The following is a 17,448-nucleotide window of genomic DNA, read 5'->3' as shown; positions in this document are numbered from 1 at the left end:
CGGCCGTGCCGCTGTGTCTGCCCGGCAGGATCGACTGGGGCCCTGGAGGCGCGATGACCTAAGCGGCCGCGTCACCGGACGCGGCGCCGGTCATTCGTCGCCGGCGTTCCCCAGCGCCACCACGAAATGGCCGAGGTCCTGTCGGTGCGACCTGGCCTGCCATACCGCCCATGTCCGACGCACCAGAGGGCTGCCGGCCAGGGGCTGCCAGACGACGTTCTCCGGCAAGGGGTGGAACCAGTGCGGCGGCGCCAGGGAGAAGGCTGTCCCGTCGCTCACCGCCGCCAGCTTGACCTCGGCAAGCAGCACCTGCCCTCTGACGGCCGGGGCTTCGGTGTCGATGCCGTGTCCGCGCAGTACGGCGGTGACCTCGTCGTACCAGACGGGGGATCCGGTGCGGGGAAAGCCGACCCAGTGGAGCCCGGCGAGGGAGTCGAGCCGTACACCTTCCGGGCCGGACAGTTCGGCTGCTCGGTCGGCCGCGAGCAGTACGCCCAGCTTCTCCTCCAAGACCCTGATCGCGTCCAGGTCAGTCCCCGTAGGGCGCTCGCGCAGCAGGCCGATGTCGACTTCCCCGGTGCGCAGGGCCGCCACTTGGTCCGCGGTGGACATGTGCCGGGGTTCCACCCGGGTTTCGGGATATGCATCTGCGAGAGCGGCGAGCGGGCGGGTCAGGAACCCGGGCGGTAGTTCGAGAGGGATGCCGAGGCGCAGGACGGAGCCGCCCGGTGCGCTGTGCCGGGCGACGGCGGCGACGGCCTGGTCGTACCGGGTGAGCACGGCGCGGGACTCGGCGAGCAGGGTGGTTCCGGCCTCGGTCGGCTGGACCCCGGTCGAGCTGCGCACCAACAGGGCGACGCCGAACTCCCGTTCCAGCGCGAGCACCATCTGGGAGAGGCGGGGCTGGCTCATATGGAGCCGGCGGGCTGCCGCGGACAGGGCGCCCTCCTCGACCACCGCAACGAAGGCACGCATGTCCCGAAGCTCCATGACCCCCATCGCAGCACATCGGCGGGGCGCGGAACGACCGGACGCCATAAACTTCCCTGATGGGGGTGGTCCCGGAGCGACTGGGCGAACGCTGTGAGCCATCCGACCCAGGTGGTTGTGTGGCAGAGCGGCGCACGACGGCGCCGCGCCACCGTAGGAGTGACCATGACCGGCGCAACCCCTGAATACTTCACCGCCTTCAAGAACATTGCCCTGAGCCGCACGGAATCCGGAGTGCTGACCCTGCGCTTCCACACCGACGGCGGACCGGCCACCTTCACCGGACAGCTGCACACCGACCTTCCCCGCGCCCTGTTCGAGATCGGCGAGGACCGCGACAACCGGGTCGTGGTGCTGACCGGCACCGGGGACCGCTTCATGACCGAGATCGACGGCGCCAGCCTCGGAGACATCACCAAGCCCGCACAGTGGGATCGCACCGTCGCCGAGGGCCGCCGGGTGATGCAGCGGCTTGTCGACCTGGAGATGCCGATCGTCGCCGCCGTCAACGGCCCGGCGTCCGTGCACAGCGAATACGCGCTGCTGGCCGACATCGTCGTGGCCGCGGACACCACCGTCTTCTCCGACTTCCCCCACCTGACCTTCGGCATCGTGCCCGGCGACGGCATCCAGATCGCCTGGGAGGAGGCCATCGGCGTCAACCGCACCCGCTACCTCACTCTCACCCAGGGGTCCTTCACCGCCGCCCAGGCCGAACAGTGGGGCGCCGTCGCCGAGGTGCTGCCGCTGGAGCGGGTGCTGCCCCGGGCCCAGGACCTCGCCGAGCAGCTCGCCGCCAAGCCGCAGCTGCTCACCCGCTATCTGGCCGTCACCCTGCGGCAGCGGATCAGCCGCCGTATGGCCGAAGGCACCCAGCTGGGTATGGCTCTCGAGGGCCTCACCGCCGCCGACCTCGCTTACCGAAACGGGGACGGAGCGTGACCGCCGCCGACCGCTGGACCGGCGCACTGCACGACTCGTCCCGACGGCTGAGGCACGCTGTCGCCGATCTGCCCCCCGACCGGCTCGCCGGGCCGTCGTTCGCCGCGGGCTGGACGATCGGACAGGTGCTGTCCCATCTGGGCAGCGGCGCGGAAATCTGCACCACGCTCCTGGAGCGAGGCCTCAAGGGAGACGAGCGGGGCCCGGTCCGCGAGGAGCTGCTGCCGGTGTGGGAACGGTGGGACGTGATGTCCCCCATCGAGCAGCGCGCGGCGTGGCTGGAGGCCGACGAACGCCATCTGGCGCTCCTTGACTCGCTCGACGCCGGGCAGCGTACGTCCCTGAGCGTCCCGTACTTCGCCGGCCTGCTCGATCTGGCGTCATACGCCGGATACCGGCTGTCGGAGCAGGCCGTACACGCCTGGGACATCATGGTCGCGCTGGACGAGCGAGCGGTGCTCGCCGTACCCGACGTGGTGCTGCTCTGGGAGCGGATCGACCTGGTGGCCACCCGCTTCCGTAACGCCGACGCCCTCACCCGCCTCGCGCCGCAGCGCGTCGAAGTGCAGCTCACCGACCCTCAGCAGACCCTGTTCCTCGACGTCGACACCGAACTCCACCTCTACCCCACCCCTGCCACCGACCCCACCGCCCTCCTGACCGGCACCGCAGAGTCCGTATTGCGGCTCATCTACGGCCGCAATCGCCCCCCGGACCCCCTGACGGCCACCGGCTCGATCACCCTCGACGACCTGCGGACGCTCTTCCCCGGTATCTGACCGGACTCCGATGAGCCGTCACCGCCCGCAGAAGAGCTTTCGATCCGCCGCCGACCGCCGACCGCCGACCGCCGACCGCCGACCGGAGTGGGTCGCAACGTCCAGAGGAAGGAAGGAATCATGAACACTTCACCCGAAAACATTCCAGAAGCCATCGCGAAAGACACTGCGGAAGGCGCTGCGGAAGCCCCTGCCGAAGAGATCTACGACGTGATCGTGCTCGGGGCCGGTCCGGTCGGCCAGAACGCCGCCGACCACGCACGCGCGGCAGGTCTGACCGTCGCCGTGGTCGAGCGTGAACTGGTGGGCGGGGAGTGCTCGTACTGGGCCTGCGTGCCCAGCAAGGCACTGCTGCGGCCGGTGATCGCGGTCTCGGACGCGCGCCGGGTGGACGGTGCCCGCCAGGCGGTCACCGGACGGCTCGACACGGCCGAGGTCTTCGCGCGGCGCGATCGCTACGTCACCGACTGGGACGACTCCGGGCAGGCCAATTGGGTCAAGTCCATCGGCGCGGACTTGTTCCGTGGTCAGGGTCGGATCGACGGCCCACGCCGGGTGAGTGTCACCTCGCCCGACGGCGGGCGCCGCACCCTCACCGCACGGCACGCGGTCGCGGTAGCCACCGGCAGCCGGCCCGTGCTGCCCGACGTACCGGGTATCGAGGAAGCGCGCCCTTGGACCAACCGCGAGGGCACCGACTCCAGCCACGTGCCAGGTCGGCTTGCCATCGTCGGCGGCGGGGGAGTGGGCGTCGAGATGGCGACCTTGTGGCAGGGCCTCGGCGCCCAGGTCACCCTGCTGGCCCGCCGCCCGCTCCTGCCCCGGATGGAGCCCTTCGTCGGCGACATGGTCGCGCAAGGGCTCACCGAAGCGGGCGCGGACGTGCGCATCGGCGTCTCGGTGACCGGGCTGCGCCGACCCGAGCCGGGCGGCCCCGTCACCCTGACCCTCGACGACGGAACACACCTGGAGGCCGACGAGGTCATGTTCGCCACCGGGCGGGCGCCGCGCACCGACGACATCGGCCTGGAAACCGTGGGCCTTACCCCCGGATCATGGCTGGACGTCGACGAGACCTGCCTGGTGCGTGAAGTCGAGGGCACCTGGCTGTACGGCCTCGGCGACGTCAACCACCGCGCGCTGCTCACCCACCAGGGCAAGTACCAGGCGCGGACCGCGGGCGACGCGATCGGCGCCCGCGCCAAGGGACTGCCGCTCGACAACGGACCCTGGGGCGACCACGCCACCACGGCCGACCAGCACGCGGTTCCGCAGGTGTTCTTCTCCGACCCCGAAGCGGCCGCCGTAGGCCTGTCGGCCGAACAGGCCACCAGGGCCGGCCACCGCATCACCGTGGTCGACGTGGACTTCGCCCAGGCCCAAGGGGCGAACCTGTACGCCGACGGCTACCGGGGCCAAGCCCGCATGGTCGTCGACCTCGACCGCGAAATCCTCCTCGGGGTGACCTTCGTCGGTCCGGGCGTCAGCGAACTCCTGCACTCCGCCACCATCGCCGTCGCGGGGGAGATCCCCCTCAAACGACTGAGGCACGCCGTCGCCTGCTTCCCGACCGTCAGCGAAATCTGGCTGTTCATGCTGAAGGCGTACAAGGGGTAGCACGCACCCAACAGATTGATTACGGCGACTTCTGCACACTGGGGTGGCGCCAACTGGCTCGGCGCCGGCTGTCAGTGCGGCTGCGGCCAAGTCCTTCGGTGTTTCGTCACCGTCAGCGCCGCGACCAACTCGACTGGCCACCGCGGGTCAGCGCCTGAAATCGTGGGACGATTCCGTTGCCGCACTCACGCGCCTCGCGCGGCGATTCCCTGGACTGGAGTTCTTGCCACACGGTGAGCAGCCGGGCGACAGACGCATCGTCGGAAGCGGGCACCGCGTCGCGAATGGCCGCTCGGAGTCCGCCTGGCTCGTCGACCATCGTTCCCAGGATGTCGAAGACGACGGCCTCGATGTCGTGTGCCTCGGCCATCCGACCTCCTCTTCATGGTCGTCGGGCGCGACATGCCCCGGAGTTTCCCACCGCAACGACGGTTTTGGTGAACCAAGGCCGTCATCGTGTCATCCGCGGCTTGTCGCCCACTGTCAGAACCGGTAGCCCTCAGTCGGTGCTCGAGCCGGCGAAACCCACGAGCCTGGCGACCTCGTCCTGCCGCGCCTGGATGTGCGTCCCGACGTCGCCCGGGTCAAGGGCCGTCAAGGGCAACCGAAAGACGCTGTGTCGACAACTGCGTCGACTTCACGGAACACAGTCGAGCTGCGGTGTGTCATGTGAGGCTTGCGGCCTGGTTCTTCGTGTTCTGGGGCGCGTGCTCGCGGCGGGGGAGCAGCAGCGGGGTGGCCAGGAGGAGGACTCCGGCGGCTGCGATCGCGGTGCGGGGGCTGGTGATGGCGGCGAGCACCCCCCACAGGGCGGTCAGGGCCGCGATGGCAGCGCTGCTGCTGACCGACCACGCGGCCAGGGTGCGGGCGACCCGGTCGGGGTCGGTGTGGTCGAGCCGGCAGGTGGCCAGCAGTGGATTGAACAGGCCACAGCAGGTCACCAGGCCGAGTTGGACGGTGATGATGAGTACGATCCCGGGGACCCCGGGCCTGACGAACGCCAAGCCGACCGGCCAGCACGCGCGCAGCACCCCGGCGGTAAGGAGCACTTTGTGCTGCCCGTACCGCGCCGCGAGTGGGCGCGCGAGGCGTGAGCCGACGAGGCCACCGACGCAAGGGGCCGCGAACACGAGACCGTACTGCCAAGGTGCGAACCCGAGGCGGCCCAGCAGGAGTACGGCGAGCAGCGGCTCGGAGGCCATGATCAGGCCGTTGACCACGATCGAGTTGAAGAACAACGGGCGCAGCCCGGGGTGGGTGAGGATGTGGCGCCATCCTTCGAGCAGATCACCTGCTCGCATTCGCGGTGCACCGACCCGCTCGGCGCGCGGTTCCGTCCCGCCGATGGCGCGGATGCCCAGCGCCGAGAGCAGGTAGCTGACCGCATCGGCGACCACGGTGGTCACCGGGCCGAACAGCCCGATCGCGGCCCCTCCGAGCGGTGGTCCGACCGTGGTCGCGGTCCACGTCGTGGACTCGAACCGGCTGTTCGCGACGAGTAGGTCCTCCGGCGGCACGAGCGCCTTCAGATACGCACCGCCGGCCGCGTTGAAAGCGATGTTGGCCGCGGCGACGACGACGGAAACAACGAGGAGTTGGGCGAAGCTCAGTCCCCCGAGTGCGAACGCGACGGGCACGCTCATCAACGCCGCGAACCGGGTCAGGTCCATCGCCACCATGACCGGCCGTTTACGGCGGAACTCCACCCACGGGCCGAGCGGCACCGCCACCACGGCGCCCACGGCCCGCCCCGCGGCCGCCAGCGCCGCCACCTGGGTCGGCCCGGAGTGCAGCACGAGGACCGCGATCAGGGGAAACGCACCGAACCCGAACCCTGTCCCGTACGCGCTGACCGCATACGACGCCCACAGCCACCCGAACCGCCGCCCCAGCCCCCGCCTACCCGCCATACCCAACGCACCTCTCGCCGATCTGCACAACCACACGCTGACCATCGGCATCAAAGCGAGTAGCAGATGGCGAGATCAAACAACCGATGAGCCAGGAAAGCACAACCGATCGTTGTGCAGATAGCCTGGTCGGCGTGGATCTCGATGCTGTGCGCACCTTCGTGGCCGCCGCGGAGGCGGGGCGATTCCAAGATGCCGCCGCCGAATTGTCGATCACCCAGCAGGCCGTCTCCAAACGCATCGCCACGCTGGAGAAGATCCTCGGCGTGCGGCTGTTCACCCGCACCGCGCGCGGAGCGAAGCCCACCATCGACGGGCAGGCGTTCCTGCCCCACGCCCGCGATCTCCTGCGAGCCGAGGAGCGGGCAGTCGCTTCCGTGCGTCCCGGTCGCCGAGCGCTGCGCGTCGACGTGATCGGCCGACGACTCGCCCCGGCTGCCGTGCTGGGCGACTTCCATCGCGCGCATCCCGAGGTCGAACTCGATGTCGTGACCCTCTTCGACGCCGACGCCGCCATCGACGCCATCCAGTCCGGCACGATCGACGCGTCCTTCCGCGCCGTCACCATGCCCGGCCGGCAGCTCCCCGACGACATCGAGGCCGCCCGGGCCTTCGACGAGCCCGTACAGCTTCTCACCGGACCGGCCCACGAGCTCGCGTCCGCCCGTACGGTCACGCCCACCGAGCTTGCCGGACACCGGATCTGGATGCCCGGCCTCGTTCCCGGAACCGAGTGGGCCGCCTACTACGATGCCCTCGCCGCCGCATTCGGGCTCACCATCGAGATCACCGGCCCCGACTTCGGCACCGAGCCCCTGCTGGACACCATCGCCGACTCCCGCTCACTGGCGACCTTCGTCGGCGAGCAGACACGCCTCGTCTGGCCCGCCGACCACGGCCTGCGGCGCATCCCCGTGCGGGATCCGGCGCCGGTCTACCCGCACTCACTGGTATGGCACCGCGACAATCCGCACCCGGCGCTTGCCGCGCTCCGCGACCATCTCTGCTCCGGGCGGTTCGACCACACGGGCGCCGGGACCTGGACACCGACCTGGGCGTAGCGAGCGGGACCACGGCGTTGCCCAGCGCCGACAACATGGTGAGCCGAGAGAACGTCCGGCCTCCGGTGGCGTCGACCGGGCTGGGGCTGCGGAAGCCGTAGCGAGCCGGCACGACGACGGTGGGCGGGCAGGACTTCGCCAATTCCGCGCCCGCCTGCCCGCGGCCGCTCCTCGTTCCCGAGGGAAGCCGTGTCACACATCTAGCCGTACCGACCAGTCGGTACTAGCCTCCGCTCGAGCGGAGGCAGCCCCCAGCCCGGCCTCCCTCGGCCTGCCTCTGTCCCCAGCCCTTGCAGAAGGAGTCGTATGCCCTCCGCCTCCGCACCATTCGACGCGAGACGCCCCGGTGCCGATGCGCCCGGCGCCGGCACTCACGGCTCGCTCACCCGGCTGTACCGCCGCGACCTGGCGGAATATCCGGCCACCGGGCGACGCATGACGTACCTGGCGATCGTGGTGGTCACGACCGTCGTGCTCTACTACATGCTCTACATCCAGTACGCGGTGGCGACGTCGATCATCACGCACTTCGACATGACCTACCGCTACTTCGTGTGGGTCTCCGTCATCGGCAACGCGCTCGGGGCCTTCGCCTCACTCGTGGCCGGCCTCGCGGACCGCTGGGGGCGGGCGAACCTCGTGGTCTACGGACTGCTGGTCGCCGCACTCCTGGTCTTCTTCGGACTGCCCAACGCGGCCGACAAGACGACGTACTTGGTGCTGTTCGCCCTTGTGAGCATCATCGAGGGGATCGTGCTGGTCGCGACTCCGGCACTGATCAGGGACTTCTCGCCGCAACTCGGCCGCGCCACCGCGATGGGCTACTGGACGATGGGCCCGGTCATCGGCAGCCTGGTCGTCACATCGGTGACCAGCAGCACGCTCTCCTCCGCCACCTGGGAGGACGAGGTGCGCTACTCCGGGGCGGCCGGGCTGATCGTGTTCGTCGTCGCGCTGTTCGCCCTGCGGGAGCTGTCGCCGGGGCTGCGTGACCAGATCATGGTGAGCCTGCGGGACCGGGCCCTGGTCGAGGCGCGCGCCAAGGGACTGGACACGGAGGCGGTACGGCGGGGGGAGTGGCGTCAGATGATGCGCCTGGACATCCTCGGCTCGGCCTTCGCGATCGCGATCTTCCTCCTGCTCTACTACGCGGCGGTCGGCAACTTCGTCGTCTACTTCTCGACCACCTTCGGATACAGCGAGCAGCGCACCAACGGCCTGGCCAACTGGTATTGGGCCGCGAACGCCCTTGCGCTGATCGCGGCCGGCCTGCTTTCGGACCGGCTGCTGGTGCGCAAGCCCTTCATGATCATCGGCGGGGTCGGTGCCATTGTGGCTACCGCGGTCTTCGCTTCCCTGGCCACCCACGCGACGACCGGCTACTACACCTTTGCCTGGCTGTTCATCGCGATCGGCGTGTTCAGCGGAGTCGCCTACGCCCCGTGGATGGCGAGCTTCACCGAGACGGTGGAGAAGCGCAACCCGGCCGCGACCGCCGCCGGCCTCGCGGTCTGGGGGTGGACGGTACGGATCGTGGTCGCCGTGTCCGCGGCGTTCATCCCGGTGCTCGTCACCTCGGTCACCCCCCTCGTCGAACACGGCACCGAGGTGGTGACCGCGCAGAAGCAGGCCGCCCCCGCGTTGGCCATCGTCGGCGCCCACCCCCAACTCTTCGCCGAACTGGGCAAGTACACCCCGTCCACCACGCCCCCCGACCTCGCCGCCCGCGCGGTCAAGGAGGTCGGCCCCGCCGACCTGGCCGTTGTACAGAAGGCCCAGCCGCAACTCAAGGTGCTCCAGGAGTACGGGCCGAGGGTGCAGAAGGCCGCGAAGGACGGCCCGGGAGAATGGCGCACCTGGTGGTGGATCTGCGTGGGCGGGCAAGTCCTCTTCCTGCCCTTCGTGTTCGTGATGGCCGGCCGCTGGAGCCCGAAGAAGGCCCGCGAGGACGCCGAGGCCCACCAGGACGCCGTCGACCGTGAACTGGCCGCGCTCGCTTCGAGCGACGCTTGACCGAAGCAGCAACCATCGCTGCAGCGTGGGCTGTTCCCCCACGCTGCAGCGATGGTGACCACAGCGGCTGCGCCAGTACGTTTCTTCTGGCGACGTGATCAGTGGGACGCCCCTGCGGGCGTCCAGAGAACTCGGTGACGGAACGGCGACCCGGTCGTGGCACGATCGGCTTCCCGCCGGCTGAAAGGAAGCCGAGGGCCGTGAGCAAGGAAGAAGCCATGAGGCAGCATTCGCCCCGGCTCGTGCGCCGGGAACGACTCCTCGACCACACGACGCCTTAGTCTCCCTTGCCTGCGACCTCATCTGCTGGAGACGCCTCAAGAAGACCCGCCCGTGATCGTGATGCGGGCCCACATGCCCAGCCGCGAGCACGCCATCGAAACCTCAGACGGACCGATCCTCCAGCCTGACCGCCCACATCGTTTCGTCGTAGCCGCCGGAAGCGTCCAGGCCGAACTCCGCCTCTCCCAACGCCTCAGCACCCGATTCGCCATAGAGGACCACGGGCAAAGGCGGGTTGAGGAGAAGCTTCTGGCGGCGGATGTCAGCAAGGCTCCTGTCCAGGCGGAGGAGGATTCGACCGATCCCATCCCGCAGGGCGAAGTCGGCCCAGATGCGGGGCAGGGAGACATCGGCGACGTACGAGATGATCGATCCGCTCTCGCCATCCTGGTGAAGCCGCCCGCAGTTGCCACAGACGTACAGGGAAGAGAACGACGCTTCCACGGCACGCTGCCGCTCCTGGGTGTCGAGATCGGCAGGAGCAGGCCAGGCGATCTGGTCGAAGAGCTCGTCAGGGACGAGCCGGAACTGCTGACCCGGGTTGTGGGAACCGCTGAAGGTGTTGCCGCACCCACACTTGAAGCCGCCCATGTGCCTCCCCCTTCGAAGCGTTTCTACCAGGTCGACCCCGGATTCGGGACGGAAGCCTACCCGCGGCCAGTTCGGCAGCACCGGCTCGATCAGCGATGGTTCCCTTGGGCGAAGACCCATCTACCAAGGGCTCTACCAAGGGCTTCGTCTCCCTGTCGGATCAACAGCCCTCATCACACCGCAGGTTGCAACGGCTTACCGGCGTGCGGATCGAAGAGCGCCGTTGAACTCCGTCGCGGCGCGGCCCGGGCCTACCCGGGAGTGGTGAAGCGGGCCCGCCAGAGGTCGCGGAGCAGTGCGATCTCGGCCATGTGGTGGATGAATTCGAGGTTGGACCCCGACAGCACGGCAACGTATGGGTCGTCGGGGTCGGAGCCGTACGGGTACTGCGAGAAGCCGATCGTGTCGAGCTCCTCGTCGGTGATGGCGGCGACGCTGTCGCGCCAGCGGTCGATCAGCGCCAAGAACCGCTCGACCGCCACGGCGGCGGAGGGCGTGAAGTCGACCAGCAGCTTCGGCTCCTGCCGCCGTCCGCCGAAGGTCCACTCCCATTGGCCCGCGAAGCAGAAGTGCAGGTGCCCCAGCCGCCACGCGATGGTGGTGACCGGCGCCTCGTCGGGCTCCGGCGGGCCGGTGTGGGCGAGGATCTGCTCGACCCGCTCGACGCTCACGCTCCAGTCGTCGGCGATCTTGGCGACTGTCATGCCGCCGGCGGCCTGCCGGGCGACCTCGGCGTACTCGTTTGCCGGGATCTGCGGTTCGCCCTGGTCGAGCACCCACTCGCCCGGCCCGAACGCCCGGGGCGTCGTCGCCTCGCCCCGGCGCCGGATCGACCAGCAATCGGGCACCGGCTCCCACAGGTACTCCTCGTCGCCGAGCCCCGTCAGCCGCACCTGGGCCATCTCCCTGGCGAGGTCGAACTGGTCGATCAGCAAGCCCAAACGGTCGGTCCGCACGCCCTCAGCCTCCATGCCTGGCTCTCATCGCCGTCGCGGCTCTTACTCGCTGCGTTCCGAGGGAAGCTAACGGTCCACCTCCCGGGGCGCGACTGATTTTCTCACCACCGAACCTGTGCAACACGACCCGCATCACCGCACCCGTTCAGTCCGTCCGGACCCTCGACGCGACCCACTCAACCCGAGGTTGGAAAAGGCCCACTGGCGTTCGACGCCGTACCGTCGGCCCGTCGACTGATCGGGCTGCTGAAGAAGGCCGTGGGCCGGGACCTGACGGTCGGGCCCGGCCTGGAGCCGACCTGCGGGCCCGGGCGGCCGTGCAGCCGGGCCCGGGCGGCCGCCGGTGCCGTCGGCCGACCCCCGGTCAGTCCATGCACTGCCGCGGTTCGGACTGCCCGGTGCCGCTCTCGATGAGAGCCGTGCGCGCGGCCTGCAGCAGTTCTTCGGAGAGCGGGTTGCCCCGGGTGGCGCGGGCGAGGACGAGGGCACCGACCATGGTGCAGAGCTGGGCCATGCCGTCGTCGTCGCCGGTGGCCAGCCGAGCGGCGCGGTTCCGTACCCCGTTGATGTAGACGTGATGGGCGCGGGCGGCCTGGTCGGGCTCGCGCCCCAGGTCGGCGGCGAATCCGGAGACGGGGCAGCCCTCCCCGGCGTGATCGCGGTGCCAGACCGAGAGGTAGTCCTCGATCAGCGTCCGGCGGGCGGCCTCGTGTTCCCCGGCGTGCTCCTCGAGCGCCACCGCCGAGTGTGCAGCCTGCTCGGCGAAGGCGTGCGCGATGGCCTCGTCGACCAGGTCCTCCTTGGAGGCGAACTGCTTGTGGAACCCGCCATGGGTGAGCCCGGCGGCCTTCATCAGGTCGGCGATGCTGACCGCGGTGCCCTTCTCGCGGAACATCCGGGAGGCGGTGGCTACGACGCGCTGCCGGTTCTCCTGTGCTTGCGCCCGGGACACGCGGCCCATGGAATCACTCTCCCCAGATGGATGTCACTTGCCATCTATCCTAGCCACCATTTAGATTGCTAGCGACATCTATTTGAGGTCGACGAGATCACCCGGCAGGTCGAACAGGACCTCGCGCGCTGCCTCCCACCGTCCGAGGCCGCAGGGCTCCGCCACGCAAGCGCAGAACCACCGACAGCACTGGAGACCCCCTGTGGCATCACCACCCACCCCCACCGATTCCTCGACGCCCGCGGCGTCCACACCACCCGTGCCGCCCGCCCAGCGACGAAGCGTCTCCGAGGCGGTCCACCGCCGACGCTGGGCCATCCTGACCGTGCTCGCGTTCAGCCTCCTGGTGGTGATGCTGGACAACTCGATCCTCAACGTGGCGATGAAGACCATCGCCCAGCCCGCTCCCACCGGACTCGGCTCCACCCAGAGCCAGCTGGAGTGGGCGGTCAACTCCTACACGCTGGCCTTCGCCGGACTGCTCTTCACCGCTGGCCTGCTCGGTGACCGGCTCGGCCGCAAGAAGGTGCTGCTCTTCGGCATGCTGATGTTCGGCGTGGGATCCGCCCTGTCCGCGCTGTCGGACTCCTCCGGGCAGCTCATCGCCTTCCGGGCCGTGATGGGCTTCGGTGGCGCCTTCATCCTGCCCGCCACTCTCGCCATCATCATGAACGTTTTCGAGCGCGAGGAGCAGCCCAAGGCCATCGGCATCTGGACCGGTGTGGTGGGTTTCGCCATCGCCGCCGGCCCCATCGCCGGCGGCGTTCTGCTGGAGCATTTCTGGTGGGGCTCGGTCTTCCTGGTCAATGTGCCGATCGTGGTCGCCGCGATAGCCGCGATGGCCGTGATCGTTCCCGACTCCACGGACCCCAGGCCCGGCAGGCTCGACCTGTTCGGTGTGCTGCTGTCGATCGTCGGTCTGGCGCTGCTGGTCTACGGCATCATCAAGGGCGGTCAGTTGGGCGACTTCACCCGGCCCCAGTCCTGGGCGACGATCCTCGGCGGCCTGGCGGTCCTCGTCGGCTTCGTGCTGTACGAGGCCCGCAGCGACCATCCGGCCCTCGACGTCACCTACTTCCGCAACCGGCGGTTCTCCGCGTCGGTCGCCGCCATCGGCCTGGTCTTCTTCGCCCTCATGGGCGTCACGTTCTTCAGCGTCTTCTACAACCAGAGCGTTCGGGGCTACAGCGTCCTGCAGTCCGGTCTGCTCGTGCTGCCGCTGGCCGGCTCCCAGATGTTCTTCGCTCCGCGTGCCCGGCTGGTCGTCAACCGGTTCGGTGCCCGAGCCGTGTGCGCCACAGGCCTCGTCCTGACCGCCGTGGCCTTCGCCGGCTTCCTGCTGCTCGGCCAGGACACCCCCATCTGGATGCTGGAGGTGCTGTTCATCCTGATGGGCACGGGGATGGCCCACGTGATGCCGCCCGCCACCGTCATGATCATGTCGTCGATGCCCCGGGAGAAGGCCGGCTCCGGATCCGCGGTCAACAACACCTTCCGACAGGTCGGCGGGGCCATGGGAGTCGCCGTGCTGGGGTCGCTGCTGTCCACCACCTACCGCAACGGCATCGGCGGCCACCTGGGCGTACTGCCCACCTCCGACCGCCACGCCGCAGGTGAATCCGTCCAGGCGACCCTGGCCGTCGCCGAAAAGCTGGGACCGTCCGGCAGGGCCCTGGTGCGGGCCGCGAACGATGCCTTCATCCATGCCATGCACATCACCGCAATAGGGTCGGCGGCCGTCGCCCTGGTCGGCGCGGTCGTCGTGCTGGTCTTCCTGCCGGGCAAGGACGCGGTCGTAGCAGCCGACGGTGACAAGTCACCACGCCAGACCGTCCGAGCCCAACGGTGATCACAAACCATTCCCGCGAGACAACCGGAGACGACCGCCCGCCGGGGACGTCCCCGCAGTGCCGCCGCCACCGCCAACATTGAATTCGCCACCTGGATCAGTGGTGACATCACCGCGGCGAACGCATTGCCGACAGCACCGCTGACGCTCTGATCACACCTCAACGCAGATATTCCATTACTCCGAAGGAGATCGACTGATGATTGCCGACGACCTGGTTCTGATCCCCGGTGCCGGCGGCGTGGGCCGTACGGTCTTCGAGCAATTGCGTGCTCAGGATGTGCCGGTGCGTTTCATGGTCCGTCGCGAGGACGAGCGTGCGGCTGAGCTGCGGGCGCTCGGCGCGGAGGTCGTCCTTGGTGACCTGACCCGGCCCGAGACGGTAGCGGCCGCGCTGCAAGGCGTGGCGCGGATGTACTTCGCGATGCGCGTGTCGCCGGACCACCTGCTGGCGGCTACCGTGGTGGCCTCCGTTGCGAGGGAGTACGGCAGTCTGGAGGCGCTGGTAGACCTGTCGCAGATGACGGTGTCGCAGATGACCGCCACCAGCACCGCGGAGTCGCACCAGCAGCGGCTGCACTGGCTGGCAGAGCAGGTGTTCGACTGGTCGGGGCTGCCGGTGGTGCACATCCGGCCGACGGCCTTCCTGGACACTCCTCTGTTCACCACGATGGCGGCGCGGTCGATTCAGGAGAACGGCACGATCGCGCTGCCGTTCGGCACCGGACGCACCTCGCCGGTCGCCGTGGACGACGTCGCCCGGGTCATCGCCACCGTGCTCCGCGACCCGGCTCCGCACGTCGGGCAGGTCTACGAGCTGACCGGGCCGCGCTCGGTCGACATCACGGAGCTGGCCGCGGAATTCTCCAGGGCGCTGGGCCGGCCGGTGTCCTACGTGGACATGCCGCTGGACCGGTGGGAGGCGCAGCTCCCGAAGCTGGGGATGCCGCCGCACCTCGAACAGCACGTCGCCACCATGGCGCAGCTGCACCGGGACAACCGTTACGACCGCACGGCCGACGGCGTCGAGCGCGTGACGGGCATCCCCGCCCAGTCGATCGAGGCATTCGTGGCCGCCCGCAGGGACTTCTACCTGGGCTGAGCCGCCCCGGCCAAGGCCGGCGCGTGTTGGCCGTGTCGTGCCCAGTGCAGAGGGTGATCGTTGCTCTGTGGCGGGGCGAGACCACGACGTGGCCCATCAGTCGGCGGATCTCCGGGACGCTCAGGGGCATGAGGTCGTGTACTTCTCCGCACAGCTCTCGCGGGCCGAGGCCGAACTGCGCGCCCGGCGTGTGCGTCACGATCCCGGACCGGAAGTACGACTCTTGCGAGGCGAGGTGCGCTGCGTAGGAGCTAAGAGCAGGCTGGATGGTGGAGGTGGGTTGCCGTGGCGCAAAGCGAAGCCATCTCGCCCAGCCTGGGTAGTGCAGTACTGGAAGCGCTGTTCAACCAGTCCCCGGCACACCTGCTGATCCTCGACACGGAGCTGCGGCTTCTGCGCGTCAACGTTCCCACGACGTTCCTGCACGACGTGCCCCCTGAGCGGTTCCTGGGCCGCCGCCTCACTGATGTGTACGACTTCTCCGCGCCCGGTGATGTGGAGGCGGCGCTGCGCAGCGTGCTTGAGAGCGGCACACCCCTGGAACGACTGGTGCGGGTCCGTGCAAAGGCCACGGCGCCGGAGTACCTGTTCTCCGTCTCGTCGTATCGCCTGGAGGATCCGCAAGGGACGATCTTGGGAGTGTTGGCGGCGCTGCACGACATGACCGAACGCGAAAAGGTCCTGCGTGTCCTCGACTCGGTGCGCGACGTGGGACGGACGCTCGACGTAGTGGCCGCCTGCCAGGCACTGGTGCAGGCCCTGGTGCCGGACTTCGCTGACATCGCCGTGGTGGACGTGGTGGACGCCGTGGTGCGCGGCGATGACCCTCCGCTGAGCCCTTTGGGCCGAGAGGTGCCGCTGCGCCGTGTCGCCTTCGGACACAGCGGCGGTGAGGAGCAGGTTCAGGCACATCCGGTGGGCGACGTGCGGGCCTTGCCGTTTCCGACTCCCTACGCCCAAGCCCTGGTCGACCTCAAGCCCCGCCTCGTGACCTTGGGTCCCGACACGCCGTGGCTGGCAGCGGACCCGCAACGCGCCAAGGCGATCCGCGCATCCGCTGCCCGCACGCTCATCACCACACCCCTGACTCTCCGCGGCACCGTACTCGGCCTGCTGTGCCTGTACCGCACCGGCCAAGCCGACCTCTACAACAGGGACGACGTCGCCCTCGCCCTCGAACTGGCGGCCCACACGGCACTGTCCATCGACAACGCCCGCCGCTACACCCGCGAACACACCATCGCATCGACGGTACAGCGCCGCCTGCTGCCTCCCTCGGCCGCGGCGCAGACCGCCGTGGAAACAGCCCACCTGCACTTGCAGTCCGAGGCGGGCGGAGGCGGCTGGTTCGACACATTCGCCCTGTCCAGTGCTCGCACGGCACTGGTGGTCGGCACTACCACCGGCCAGGGCATCCACGCGGCCACCACCATGGGACAGCTACGGACCGTCATCCACTCCCTGGCCACACTCGACCTCGAACCCGACGAGCTCCTCGCGCGCCTCAATGACACCGCTATACGCCTGGCCCAGGAACGCGCAGCTCTCCCGACCGACGACCCCATGCCCCGGCAGCCGCTTACCGCAAGCTGCGTGTATGCGGTCTACAACCCGCTCACCCAGACGTACACCATCGCCAGGGCCGGCACCCCCTCGCCCGTCCTCGCCCATCCCGACGGAACCACCGATATCCCCGACCTGCCCGCCGGACCTCCCCTGGGAAGTGCCGAGGGACCACCCTTCGCCGCCGCGACCGTCACTGTCGCAGACGGCAGCATCCTGGCCTTCTACACCGAATCCATCCTGTCCACCTCCCCGTCCGCTGCCCCAGCCTCCCCGGATCTCCTCCAGCAGGTGCTGACCCACCCTGAACGGCCCCTGCAGGATCTGTGCGATGACGCCCTGTACCGGCTGCGGAGCGACACCCACCAGGGCGACGCCATCCTCCTCCTCGCCCGCACCCGCCCATTCCCCGCCGAGCAGGTCGCCACGTGGCATCTGGACCACGGCCCCGAGGCTGCCGCCGCGGCGCGTACCCATACACAACGCCAACTGAGCCTCTGGGAAGTGGATGAGGAAACCGCCTACACCGCTGAAATGATCGTCAGCGAACTGGTCACCAACGCCGTCCGCTACGGCGCTCCGCCCCTGCAGCTGCGGCTCATCAAGGACCGAGCGCTCACCTGCGAGGCCGACGACAGCAGTTACAGCGCACCGCGATTGCGCCATGCCAAGACGGTCGACGAAGGCGGACGTGGCCTGTTCATAGTCGCCCACGTCGCCCACAACTGGGGCGTCCGCTATACACCGGGCGGCAAAACCGTGTGGGCCGAGCAGACTCTACCGCCTGCACCCACAGCGGGCCGGTCCGAACAGCGGCCATAGCACGCGTAACACGCCCATG

14 protein-coding genes are annotated in these 17,448 nt (G+C 69.2%); 8 read left to right on the top strand and 6 right to left on the bottom strand.

Going from position 1 to position 17,448, the window contains the following annotated elements:
* Positions 1–90 precede the first annotated feature (90 nt).
* Positions 91–975 carry a LysR family transcriptional regulator gene (locus ACFVXA_RS24330; protein WP_390026576.1) on the bottom strand — a complete coding sequence of 295 codons (885 nt, stop codon included), beginning with the start codon at positions 973–975 and terminating at the stop codon, positions 91–93.
* 180 nt (positions 976–1,155) lie between these two features.
* Between ACFVXA_RS24330 and ACFVXA_RS24325 the strand changes: the two genes are divergently transcribed.
* The 3 genes from ACFVXA_RS24325 to ACFVXA_RS24315 all read left to right on the top strand — a co-directional run bounded on the left by ACFVXA_RS24325 (position 1,156) and on the right by ACFVXA_RS24315 (position 4,328).
* Positions 1,156–1,932, top strand: coding sequence for an enoyl-CoA hydratase/isomerase family protein (locus ACFVXA_RS24325; RefSeq protein WP_390026574.1), 777 nt, complete (start codon positions 1,156–1,158; stop codon positions 1,930–1,932).
* On the top strand, positions 1,929–2,711 hold the full coding sequence (locus tag ACFVXA_RS24320; RefSeq protein WP_390026571.1) for a maleylpyruvate isomerase family mycothiol-dependent enzyme: 783 nt from the start codon (positions 1,929–1,931) through the stop codon (positions 2,709–2,711). Before ACFVXA_RS24325 ends, ACFVXA_RS24320 begins: the two co-directional genes overlap by 4 nt.
* A gap of 120 nt (positions 2,712–2,831) precedes the next feature.
* Positions 2,832–4,328, top strand: a complete 1,497-nt coding sequence (locus ACFVXA_RS24315; RefSeq protein ID WP_390026569.1) for a dihydrolipoyl dehydrogenase family protein — start codon at positions 2,832–2,834, stop codon at positions 4,326–4,328.
* Between the two features lie 112 nt (positions 4,329–4,440).
* On the opposite strand, the gene ACFVXA_RS24310 is transcribed toward ACFVXA_RS24315, so the two are convergent.
* Positions 4,441–4,698, bottom strand: coding sequence for a hypothetical protein (locus ACFVXA_RS24310; protein ID WP_390026566.1), 258 nt, complete (start codon positions 4,696–4,698; stop codon positions 4,441–4,443).
* A 295-nt stretch (positions 4,699–4,993) separates the two neighbouring features.
* Entirely contained in the window at positions 4,994–6,238 is a 1,245-nt protein-coding gene (locus tag ACFVXA_RS24305) for an MFS transporter (protein ID WP_383742111.1), read from the bottom strand.
* A 134-nt stretch (positions 6,239–6,372) separates the two neighbouring features.
* Between ACFVXA_RS24305 and ACFVXA_RS24300 the strand changes: the two genes are divergently transcribed.
* Together ACFVXA_RS24300 and ACFVXA_RS24295 are read left to right on the top strand one after the other, a co-directional pair.
* Positions 6,373–7,299 (top strand): LysR family transcriptional regulator, encoded by a 927-nt coding sequence (locus ACFVXA_RS24300; protein ID WP_390026563.1) that lies wholly within the window; start codon positions 6,373–6,375, stop codon positions 7,297–7,299.
* A 306-nt stretch (positions 7,300–7,605) separates the two neighbouring features.
* Positions 7,606–9,312 carry an MFS transporter gene (locus ACFVXA_RS24295; RefSeq protein ID WP_383742116.1) on the top strand — a complete coding sequence of 569 codons (1,707 nt, stop codon included), beginning with the start codon at positions 7,606–7,608 and terminating at the stop codon, positions 9,310–9,312.
* 384 nt (positions 9,313–9,696) lie between these two features.
* Here the strand turns inward: ACFVXA_RS24295 and ACFVXA_RS24290 are convergent, their stop codons facing one another.
* The 3 genes from ACFVXA_RS24290 to ACFVXA_RS24280 all read right to left on the bottom strand — a co-directional run bounded on the left by ACFVXA_RS24290 (position 9,697) and on the right by ACFVXA_RS24280 (position 12,102).
* Positions 9,697–10,185 (bottom strand): hypothetical protein, encoded by a 489-nt coding sequence (locus ACFVXA_RS24290; protein ID WP_389748730.1) that lies wholly within the window; start codon positions 10,183–10,185, stop codon positions 9,697–9,699.
* 251 nt (positions 10,186–10,436) lie between these two features.
* Complete coding sequence (locus ACFVXA_RS24285; protein WP_383742122.1) at positions 10,437–11,156, bottom strand: DinB family protein; 720 nt, start codon at positions 11,154–11,156, stop codon at positions 10,437–10,439.
* 349 nt (positions 11,157–11,505) lie between these two features.
* The gene (locus tag ACFVXA_RS24280) at positions 11,506–12,102 is read right to left on the bottom strand and encodes a TetR/AcrR family transcriptional regulator (RefSeq protein WP_383742123.1); all 597 of its coding nucleotides are present in this window, start codon (positions 12,100–12,102) and stop codon (positions 11,506–11,508) included.
* Between the two features lie 193 nt (positions 12,103–12,295).
* Between ACFVXA_RS24280 and ACFVXA_RS24275 the strand changes: the two genes are divergently transcribed.
* The 3 genes from ACFVXA_RS24275 (at position 12,296) to ACFVXA_RS24265 (ending at position 17,429) form a co-directional block, all read left to right on the top strand.
* A complete protein-coding gene (locus tag ACFVXA_RS24275; protein WP_383742127.1) occupies positions 12,296–13,942 on the top strand; it encodes an MFS transporter in 1,647 nt (548 codons plus the stop codon).
* A 199-nt stretch (positions 13,943–14,141) separates the two neighbouring features.
* The gene (locus tag ACFVXA_RS24270) at positions 14,142–15,044 is read left to right on the top strand and encodes an NmrA family NAD(P)-binding protein (RefSeq protein ID WP_362031388.1); all 903 of its coding nucleotides are present in this window, start codon (positions 14,142–14,144) and stop codon (positions 15,042–15,044) included.
* Positions 15,045–15,329: 285 nt separating this feature from the next.
* A complete protein-coding gene (locus ACFVXA_RS24265; protein ID WP_383742132.1) occupies positions 15,330–17,429 on the top strand; it encodes a SpoIIE family protein phosphatase in 2,100 nt (699 codons plus the stop codon).
* The last annotated feature ends 19 nt before the right edge of the window (positions 17,430–17,448 follow it).

The sequence above is a fragment of the Streptomyces sp. NPDC058246 genome (genome assembly GCF_042881985.1).
Lineage (GTDB): Bacteria > Actinomycetota > Actinomycetes > Streptomycetales > Streptomycetaceae > Streptomyces.
Note: the sequence above shows the minus strand (reverse complement) of the source record. Positions and strands in the feature narration are given on the sequence as shown.

Coding starts and splice junctions, on each gene's coding strand:
- ACFVXA_RS24330 (WP_390026576.1), bottom strand. CDS start 975: ATGCGTGCCTTCGTTGCGGTGGTCGAGGAGGGCGCCCTGTCCGCGGCA.
- ACFVXA_RS24325 (WP_390026574.1), top strand. CDS start 1,156: ATGACCGGCGCAACCCCTGAATACTTCACCGCCTTCAAGAACATTGCC.
- ACFVXA_RS24315 (WP_390026569.1), top strand. CDS start 2,832: ATGAACACTTCACCCGAAAACATTCCAGAAGCCATCGCGAAAGACACT.
- ACFVXA_RS24310 (WP_390026566.1), bottom strand. CDS start 4,698: ATGGCCGAGGCACACGACATCGAGGCCGTCGTCTTCGACATCCTGGGA.
- ACFVXA_RS24305 (WP_383742111.1), bottom strand. CDS start 6,238: ATGGCGGGTAGGCGGGGGCTGGGGCGGCGGTTCGGGTGGCTGTGGGCG.
- ACFVXA_RS24295 (WP_383742116.1), top strand. CDS start 7,606: ATGCCCTCCGCCTCCGCACCATTCGACGCGAGACGCCCCGGTGCCGAT.
- ACFVXA_RS24290 (WP_389748730.1), bottom strand. CDS start 10,185: ATGGGCGGCTTCAAGTGTGGGTGCGGCAACACCTTCAGCGGTTCCCAC.
- ACFVXA_RS24285 (WP_383742122.1), bottom strand. CDS start 11,156: ATGGAGGCTGAGGGCGTGCGGACCGACCGTTTGGGCTTGCTGATCGAC.
- ACFVXA_RS24280 (WP_383742123.1), bottom strand. CDS start 12,102: ATGGGCCGCGTGTCCCGGGCGCAAGCACAGGAGAACCGGCAGCGCGTC.
- ACFVXA_RS24270 (WP_362031388.1), top strand. CDS start 14,142: ATGATTGCCGACGACCTGGTTCTGATCCCCGGTGCCGGCGGCGTGGGC.